Source organism: Rhodoferax sp. UBA5149, assembly GCF_002413825.1.
Lineage (GTDB): Bacteria > Pseudomonadota > Gammaproteobacteria > Burkholderiales > Burkholderiaceae_C > Rhodoferax.
In genome coordinates this window covers 37,989-46,623 of record NZ_DHXT01000160.1, presented here as the reverse complement: position 1 = coordinate 46,623, position 8,635 = coordinate 37,989, and the positions used below count along the sequence as shown (strand labels likewise).

General features: G+C 59.0%; 8 protein-coding genes. 5 read left to right on the top strand and 3 right to left on the bottom strand.

The window, feature by feature from the left end; all coding sequences use genetic code 11:
• From B3V69_RS14405 to B3V69_RS14390, 4 genes are all read left to right on the top strand, one after another.
• Window positions 1-1,500 (top strand): 2-oxoacid:acceptor oxidoreductase family protein (locus B3V69_RS14405; protein ID WP_296447653.1); only part of this gene is annotated, 1,500 nt, incomplete at its 5' end.
• The gene (locus B3V69_RS14400) at window positions 1,497-2,552 is read left to right on the top strand and encodes a 2-oxoacid:ferredoxin oxidoreductase subunit beta (RefSeq protein WP_296447651.1); all 1,056 of its coding nucleotides are present in this window, start codon (window positions 1,497-1,499) and stop codon (window positions 2,550-2,552) included. The genes B3V69_RS14405 and B3V69_RS14400, both read left to right, overlap by 4 nt.
• Before the next feature lie 56 nt (window positions 2,553-2,608).
• Entirely contained in the window at window positions 2,609-3,049 is a 441-nt protein-coding gene (locus tag B3V69_RS14395; protein ID WP_296447649.1) for a cyclic nucleotide-binding/CBS domain-containing protein, read from the top strand.
• Window positions 3,050-3,210: 161 nt separating this feature from the next.
• Entirely contained in the window at window positions 3,211-4,737 is a 1,527-nt protein-coding gene (locus B3V69_RS14390; protein ID WP_296447647.1) for a methyl-accepting chemotaxis protein, read from the top strand.
• Between the two features lie 14 nt (window positions 4,738-4,751).
• On the opposite strand, the gene rsxB is transcribed toward B3V69_RS14390, so the two are convergent.
• Both rsxB and B3V69_RS14380 read right to left on the bottom strand, forming a co-directional pair.
• Entirely contained in the window at window positions 4,752-5,417 is a 666-nt protein-coding gene (gene rsxB, locus B3V69_RS14385; protein ID WP_296447645.1) for an electron transport complex subunit RsxB, read from the bottom strand.
• Window positions 5,417-6,862, bottom strand: coding sequence for a polyhydroxyalkanoate depolymerase (locus tag B3V69_RS14380; RefSeq protein ID WP_296447643.1), 1,446 nt, complete (start codon window positions 6,860-6,862; stop codon window positions 5,417-5,419). Before B3V69_RS14380 ends, rsxB begins: the two co-directional genes overlap by 1 nt.
• Window positions 6,863-7,097: 235 nt before the next feature.
• On the opposite strand from B3V69_RS14380, the gene ygiD reads away from it, so the two are divergent.
• On the top strand, window positions 7,098-7,955 hold the full coding sequence (ygiD, locus tag B3V69_RS14375) for a 4,5-DOPA dioxygenase extradiol (RefSeq protein ID WP_296447641.1): 858 nt from the start codon (window positions 7,098-7,100) through the stop codon (window positions 7,953-7,955).
• Here ygiD and B3V69_RS14370 read toward each other — a convergent pair.
• A partial coding sequence (locus tag B3V69_RS14370; RefSeq protein ID WP_296447639.1) for a hypothetical protein occupies window positions 7,956-8,635 on the bottom strand: 680 nt, incomplete at its 5' end.

Sequence of the window (8,635 nt, the reverse complement as noted above, 5' to 3'; positions counted from 1 at the left end):
GGCATGCCCTTGACCGAAATCAGCAACGCGGCGTATGCCGAACCGCGCCAACGCCAACTGTTCAAGAACATCATCTACGTGGGGGCGTTGTCGGTGCTGCTGGACGTCGAGGCCGAGGTGTTCGAAAAACTTTTTGCCGAGCAGTACAAGGGCAAGGAAATGTTGCTCGAGTCCAATGTGCGTGCGCTTCATTTGGGGCGCGACTATGTCAAGCAGCACCTGGATGCCCCGCTGGGTATCCGGGTCCGCCGGGCGGACAAGGTCGGCAACCAGATCTTCACCGATGGCAACAGTGCTGCGGCGCTGGGCTGTGTCTATGGTGGCGCCACGGTGGCAGCCTGGTACCCGATCACGCCCTCGTCGTCGGTGCCGGAGGCATTCCAGAAGTATTGCGACAAGTTTCGCGTCGACCCCGCCACCGGGCAGAACAACTTCGCCATCGTGCAGGCCGAAGACGAGTTGGCCTCCATCGGCATGGTCGTGGGCGCGGGCTGGAATGGCGCGCGGGCCTTTACCGCGACATCCGGGCCCGGTGTGTCGCTGATGACGGAATTTATTGGCTTGGCCTACTTTGCCGAAATTCCGGTGACCATCATCAATGTGCAGCGCGGCGGGCCGTCCACCGGCATGCCAACCCGCACTCAGCAGTCGGATTTACTCAGCTGCGCCTATGCCTCGCATGGCGACACCAAGCATGTGCTGCTGTTTCCGGAAGACCCGCACGAATGTTTTGAACACGCAGCGGCCGCGCTGGACCTGGCGGACCGTCTGCAGACGCCCATCTTCGTGATGACCGATCTGGACATTGGCATGAATCAGCGCCTGTGCAAGCCCTTTGTCTGGGACGACGCACGGATTTACGACCACGGCAAGGTGATGACGGCGGAGGAGCTCGAAGCCGGTAAGGACTTTGGTCGCTACAAGGACGTTGATGGTGATGGCATACCCTGGCGCACGCTGCCCGGCACGCACCCGACCAAAGGCAGCTTCTTCACGCGTGGCACGACGCGCGACCCCTATGCCCGCTACTCCGAGCGCGGGCCGGACTACATTTACAACATGGAGCGGCTGCTGCGCAAGTTCAAAACGGCAGCGGATCTGGTGCCGCAACCGGTGCTGCGCCCCGCGGCACGTCCGACTCGGGTCGGGGTCATCTACTTTGGATCGACCAGTCCAGCCATGCAGGAAGCGCTGGACGTGCTCAAGGAGGAGGGCATTGATCTGGACGCCATGCGCTTGCGCGCCTTTCCATTCCCTGAGTCGGTCGATAAATTCATTGCCGAGCACGACAAGGTGTTCGTGGTCGAGCAGAATCGCGACGCGCAAATGCACTCCCTCCTGGTCAATGAGCTAGCCATCGACCCGGCGCGGCTGGTCAAGGTGCTGCATTACGACGGCACCCCCATTACCGCGCGCTTCATCACCCATGCCATCAGCAAGAATCTGCACCCTGTGTCGATGGATACCCCAACGATTCCCCTGCAAAAGGAGGCCGCATGACTTACCTCGCCAAGCCCAGGCTGCATCACCCCACGCTGACCACCAACAAGGTGGGCTACACCCGGCGTGACTATGAAGGCCGTATCTCCACACTGTGTGCCGGGTGCGGACACGACTCGATCTCGGCGGCCATCATCCAGGCCTGCTGGGAGCTCGATATCGAACCGCATCGCGTGGCCAAGCTGTCGGGCATCGGATGCAGTTCCAAGACGCCGGATTATTTTCTGGGCGCCTCGCACGGCTTTAACACCGTGCATGGGCGCATGCCTTCTGTGTTGACGGGCGCCAATCTGGCAAACCGCGATCTGCTGTATCTGGGCGTCTCGGGTGACGGGGACTCGGCGTCCATCGGTCTGGGGCAGTTTGCCAATGCCATGCGGCGTGGCGTGAACATGGCCTATATCGTAGAAAACAACGGCGTCTATGGTCTGACCAAGGGTCAGTTCTCGGCCACCGCAGACCGGGGCTCCAAAAGCAAAAAGGGTGTGATCAACAGCGACAATCCGGTTGATCTGGTCGGGCTTGCCCTGCAACTCGGTGCTACTTACGTGGCGCGCAGCTTCTCGGGTGACAAGGCGCAGCTGGTGCCGCTCATCAAGGGCGCGATCGGGCACGGCGGGGCCGCGTTCATTGATGTCATCAGTCCCTGCGTGACCTTCAACAACCACGGTGGCAGCACCAAGAGCTATGACTACGTGCGGCAGCACAACGAGGCTGTCAGCCGTATCGATTTCATCACGACGCGCAGTGAAATCACCACCGAGTATGCACCGGGCGAGGTGGTGGAGGTGCAGCAACACGACGGCTCCAACCTGCGTCTTCGCAAGCTGCACACGGACTACGATCCAACCGATCGTTACGCCGCCTTGAGCTACATGAATGCGCATCAGGCGCGTGGCGAAGTGGTGACGGGTCTGCTTTACCTGGACCCGCTGGCCACCGACATGCATGTGGGTCTCAACACCTGCGACGTGCCGCTCAACAAGTTGGGCGTGGCGCAGCTATGCCCGGGATCCCGGGCGCTCGACAAGCTCAACGCGTCGCTGCGTTGATGCGGGTCTGAACCCTTTCATTTGTTTCACTGCTTGATTTGAACAGGACGGAAATCATGTCTGAACGTACCGTACTTCAATCCATGTCCCAACGGCACTTGGTGAGCCTGCCGCCGCAGGCCAGCGTTTGGGATGCCGCGTGCATCATGACCAAGGCCAATTGCGGCAGCGTGCTCATCATTGACACCCTGGGCACCATGCTGGGCATTCTTACCGAGCGCGATTTGATGACGCGTGTGCTGGCCAAGGCGCTCAATCCGCAAACCACACAGGTCTCCGAGGTCATGACGCACAACCCCCAAAGCGTGGGGCCCGACATGAAAGTCTCCGAAGCGGTGCTGATCATGATCGAGCGCGGCTTTCGACACTTGCCCATCGTCACCCCTGCGGCCAAGATTTTGGGGGTGTTCTCGGTGCGCGACGCGCTGCCACGCGAGATCGGCGATGCCGTGAGCCTGGCAGAGTTCAACGATCAGGTGAACGATGCGCTTGGGTAGCGCACCTGCTGCGCCCCAGTGGTCCACCAGGTAGCTGGTTAGTGGTCTTGCGAACAGGTGTTTGGCAATCAAGTTGAGGAGATAAAAGTAATTTGTCAGGTTGCCGTCGGACACTTGCCGTATAAGAGCGGGGAAATTAAAAATATTAGAGAGACAGCCCCATGATGTTTGGACGACTACTTTTCCCTGGCCTGTGGTTGATGCGGCATATGCGCCTTGCCATCAAGTTTTTGCTGCTGGGGGGCGTGTTGATGGCGTCGCCGATCGTGGTGTTGATTCAATATTTTCTGACTGAGCGAGTTGGATTGGGCGCAACGCTGGTGGCGTGCTTGAGCGCGGTGTGCGTGCTGCTGGCGGTGTATTTTCTGCTGGCCTTTTACCGGAGCTTTACCCAGGATTTAGGGCAGGTCACGCAAGCCATGGAGCAGATGGTGCGAGGTGATTTACGCCTGAGTCTGGTGACCCAGGGGCGGGACGAACTCGCCGGCCTGGCATCGTCCACAAGCAAGATCGGCGCTTCGGTATCGGCGATGGTGGCCAATGTGCGCAGCAATGCCGCTTTCGTCGCGCATTCGGGTAAAAGCATGGCGGCGGGTAACCGCGAGCTGTCTGACCGGACCGAGCAACAGGCGGCCAATCTGGAACAAACGGCGGCCAGCGTGGAGCAGTTGTCGTCCACGGTGCATGAGAATGCGCAGACCGCAGCCCAAGCCAACTCGCAGGCCGCCAGCGTGCGGGATGTTGCCGATCACGGGGCTACCACCATGGCTGAGGCGATTGCCTCGGTTGAAGCTATCCAGAGCAGCGCCAAGCGCATGGATGAGATCGTCAGTGTGATCGACGGCTTGGCTTTTCAAACCAATATCCTTGCGCTCAATGCCGCTGTCGAGGCGGCCCGGGCGGGGGAGTCAGGTCGCGGCTTTGCCGTGGTCGCCAGCGAGGTCAGGTCCCTGGCCCAGCGCTCGGCCGAGTCGGCCAAAGAGATCCGAAAACTCATCGGGGCATCGTCTACCCAAGTGGCTTCCAGCGTCCAGAAGATCCGGGCGGCGGGCAGCAACATCACGCAGATCGTGTCCGGCATACGTGATGTGGCGGCCAATATGTCGCAGATATCGAGTTCCAGCGCAGAGCAAAGCTCGGGCTTGACCGAGATTACGACGGCGGTGCGCCAACTCGACGAAATCACCCAGCGCAACGCGCAAATGGTTGAACGCGCGGTGGCACAAGCGTCCAATCTGGAAGGCCGGGCCTCAACTTTGGTGGAGGCGGTTGCCATATTCAAGCTGCAGCAGGGCTCTGCCGAAGAGGCTATTGAACTCGTCGATCGCGCCACGGCGCATCGTCGCCGCAGCGCCTCCCGCGATGCGTTTTTGCGAGAAATCACGGACCCGACGCAGGGTTTTTATGACCGCGACATGTATGTTTTTGTGCTTGACAGCAAGGGCACTTATCTGGCATTCGGCGGTAACCCGGCCAAGGTCGGCACCCGGGTGCAGGATATTCCCGGCATTGACGGGCAGGGTTTGGTGGATGACATCCTGAACCAGGCAGCAATCGAGCAGGGTTGGGTGGAATACGACATCAACAATCCGACGACCGGGCGCGTGCAATCAAAAATGTCTTTTGTACAGCAGGTGGGCGATCTGATTGTTGGCTGTGGCGTTTACAAAAACCTGGTTCACGGTTGATCTGAGCGGGCCTGTCAGGCGCTTTTACCGGCGTCTCGTTTGGCGCGTGCCCGCTGCACCGCCGCTTCAATCACGGCCCGTTTTTTGTCCAGGATGGCGGGGTCGGTGTGCAGCGAATGGTGGGACAAGTCCGCCAACTTCATCACTGCTTTTTCTTCAAGCCTTTTATCGTTCTCGCCCTCGTCACGACTGCGTCGGTAGCTATTGAATTCATAGCGATTGCGGGCCAGATCGGCTTGCGGGCGTGACCAGGCGGCCCAGCCGGTTGCGGTGCCCGTGACGTTTTCAAGTTCTATGCAATCCACCGGACAAACTGGGAGGCACAGCTCGCAGCCGGTACAAAAAACCTCGATCACGGTGTGCATCAGCTTGTTGCTGCCCATGATCGCGTCGGTCGGGCAGGCCTTGATGCACAGCGTGCAGCCGATGCACCAGTCTTCATCGATGAAAGCGACGGTGCGCGCACCCTCTGCGCCATGTGACGGGTTCAGCGCCACGATGGGCTGGCCCGTGATGGTTGCCAGCCACTCGATACCTTGCACGCCGCCAGGCGGGCACTGGTTAATGCCCGCCGAGCCCTGCGCGATGGCCTGCGCGTAGGCCGTGCAGTCCGGGTAGCCGCAGCGGGTGCACTGCGTTTGGGGCAGCACCGCAAGGATATCGGCGGCCAGCGCGGTCATTATTTTTTTCGAATAACCTTCTTTGCTGCAGTTTTTGTAGCAGCTAACGCCCGTTTTACGGGGGCTATAACTGGTTTTGAATTGATAATCGACGCCTTGGCAGGTTCCGCGAAGGGTGCCAGTTCGACGGTGGCGGCAACTGGCTTTGAATCAACGATTGGCGCCTGGGCAGGTTTTGCTTCCGGCTGGTGGCTGAGGATGAACGCTTTGACTTGCGGGTACACCACGTCACGCCAACGGCGACCTGCAAAGATGCCGTAGTGTCCGGCGCCTTCTACGATCAGATGCTTTTGCTCCGAGTCGACCACCCCGCTGCAGATGCTGTGGACCGCTTCGGTCTGGCCGGAGCCCGAAATATCGTCCAGCTCGCCTTCCACGGAGAAGAGGGCTGTGGTGGTGATGTCCTGCGGGCGTACACGCTCCATTTTGCCGTCGACGCTCTTGACATCCCAGGTGCCGTTCACCAGGCTGTACTCCTGAAACACCACTTTGATGGTTTCCAGGTAGTAGTCGGCGTCCATGTCCAGCACCGCGTTGTATTCGTCATAGAACTTGCGGTGCGCTTCGGTGCTTGCGTCATCGCCTTTGATCAGGTCTTTGAAGTAGTCGTAATGGCTTTTGGCGTGGTTGCTGGGGTTCATGGCCACAAAACCGGAGTGCTGCAGGAAACCGGGGTAGACACGCCGTCCCGCACCCGCAAAGTTGCTGGGTACGCTGTAGATTACATTGCGCTCAAACCAGTCGTAGCTCTTGGTCACGGCCAGGTTGTTCACCGCCGTGGGGGATTTGCGGGCATCAATCGGGCCACCCATCATGGTCATGCTCAAAGGCGTCAGCTCGCCTCGGCTGGCCATCAATGAGACGGCGGCCAACACCGGCACCGTGGGCTGGCACACGCTGATGACGTGGCAATTGCCGTAAATGCCCTGCAGGTGGCGGATGAACTCCTGAACATAGTTGACATAGTCATCCAGGTGGAATTCCCCCTCGGACAAGGGGACCAGGCGCGCGTTTTTCCAGTCGGTGATGTAAACCTTGTGGTCTTTGAGCATGGTCTTGACGGTATCGCGCAAGAGCGTCGCATAGTGACCAGACAAGGGGGCCACGATCAAAACCGCAGGTTGACCCTTGAGTTTTCCCAGCGTACTTGGATCATCGCTAAAGCGTTTGAAACGGCGCAATTCACAAAATGGCTTGTCGATCTCAATGCGTTCATGGATGGCGATGCCGACCCCGTCCACGTCGATCGTGCGCAGGCCAAATTCCGGTTTTTCGTAATCTTTTCCCAAGCGGTGCATCAAGTCGTATCCCGCTGAAATACGCTGCGCAAACGGGTTTTTCCCCAGAAATGATTGGGGGTTGCCGTACGCCTTGGCCGCCGAAAGAGCCAAGTCAGTGAAAGGCTCCATCAAGGAACGCTGGGTTTCGTAGAGTCGGTAGAGCATGATGAATTCACTTTCGGGAAATGTTGCAGTGCAATATAACAGTTCTGACAGATTTTAGTTTGGGATAGAAACACCAAAATTCCATGCCTCCTGCCACCTTGGCGCAAGTTTGACGTCAGGAAGTTCATGTCGTCAAACGCGTCGGGTGCAGGGTGGCCAAGAAAAACGGATTACCATGATTCGCCGAACATCGATTGCTGCCGGTGCAGTTGTTGCGGCGTCTTTTGGAGCCTTTATGACTGACACTGCCCATGCTACTGCCGTTGATTCATTCAAATCCCTGAGAAAAACGGCCAAGATGCCGGTCATTTTTCTGGGTCATGGCAGTCCCATGAACGCTATAGACGACAACGAGTACCGCCGTAGCTGGCAGGCGCTGGGTGCCGAGTTTGGTGTGAAGTGGCCCACGCCGCAGCTCGTGTTGTGTGTTTCTGCGCATTGGTTGACAACAGGCTGGTGGCTCACCGCCATGGCCAGGCCCAAAACGATTCACGATTTTGGTGGTTTCCCGAAAGCACTTTTTGATCAGCAATACCCGGCACCCGGTTTTTCCGAGGCCGCACAGGAGATCAGTCAGAGTCTGCGCCAGCCGGGTAGCGCGATACCCTTGTCGCTCGATTTGCAGGAATGGGGCCTTGACCATGGCGCGTGGTCAGTCCTCAAGCCGATGTTTCCTCATGCCGATATCCAGGTGATTCAACTCAGCATGGACTACAGCCGCCCCCCGGCCGAACACTACGCGCTGGGTCAGCAGCTCAAGGGCTTGCGCGAGCGTGGTGTGCTGATTGTCGGTAGTGGCAATATCGTGCACAACCTGCGCACCATGCAGTTCGGCGCGCCCTCGAATCAGGCCTATGACTGGGCCCTTGAATTCGACCAAACCATTGCGGATTATTTGCAAACTGGCAAGCTTGATGCGTTGCAGGACTTCCAGGCGCTCGGGGCTATCGCGCAACAGGCGCATCCCACGCATGAGCATTTTTTACCGTTGCTTTATGCGGCCGGGGCGGTCGACACCAACGAGGCCCCGCAGTTTTTCAATGCCAGTTTTCAGGCGGCGTCGATCTCGATGCGTTCGGTCCTGTGGGCTTGATCAGGGCGACGCGCTGGCTTTCAGGACGCCGCGCACGACGTTGCGACTGTGGGCGCCAAAATTGCCCAGCAATTCGGCGATAGCACCGTCCAGCTTGGCACGTCTGGCCGCATCCTGTTTGCCGAGTTCAGCCAGCAGATCGATGCCCGACTCTTTCACGCCGAAATCGAATCCGGGGTCCGATACATAGCCGGGCGGCAGGGTGTCCACCAGTATGTCGGTGACCTTGGCACCCAGGGCATAGGACTGGCGGCTCACGACGTCGCGCGCATACAAGTCGGACCAGGCCGGGTAGCTGGCGTCTTTGTCGCTGTTGCGCAGACTTTTCTCGATAGCGGTTTCCTGCTTGGTCTGTGCCGCGTTGTAGAGCAGCTGGTTCTGGTATTTTTCAAGCGCCAGATGGCGATTGGACAGCAGCACAATCATCTCGTTCTTCATTCTGGGAAAGCCCGCCATCGCCAGCAGGTTGATGCCGATCAGTTTGACCGATGAATTGCCGGGAGACAGGCTGGCGTGATAGGGCTGCGTCAAATCCTGGACATAGTGCAGCGCCAGGCCGGTAAAACGCCAGCCCCAATAGGCATGGCCGGCCCGGAAAGCCAGCGTGGCCAGGCTGCTGTACTGGTGGACGCGCAGCAGGGGAAAGGTCTTCTTGACGAAGGGTGCCGCCAGGTAAATGA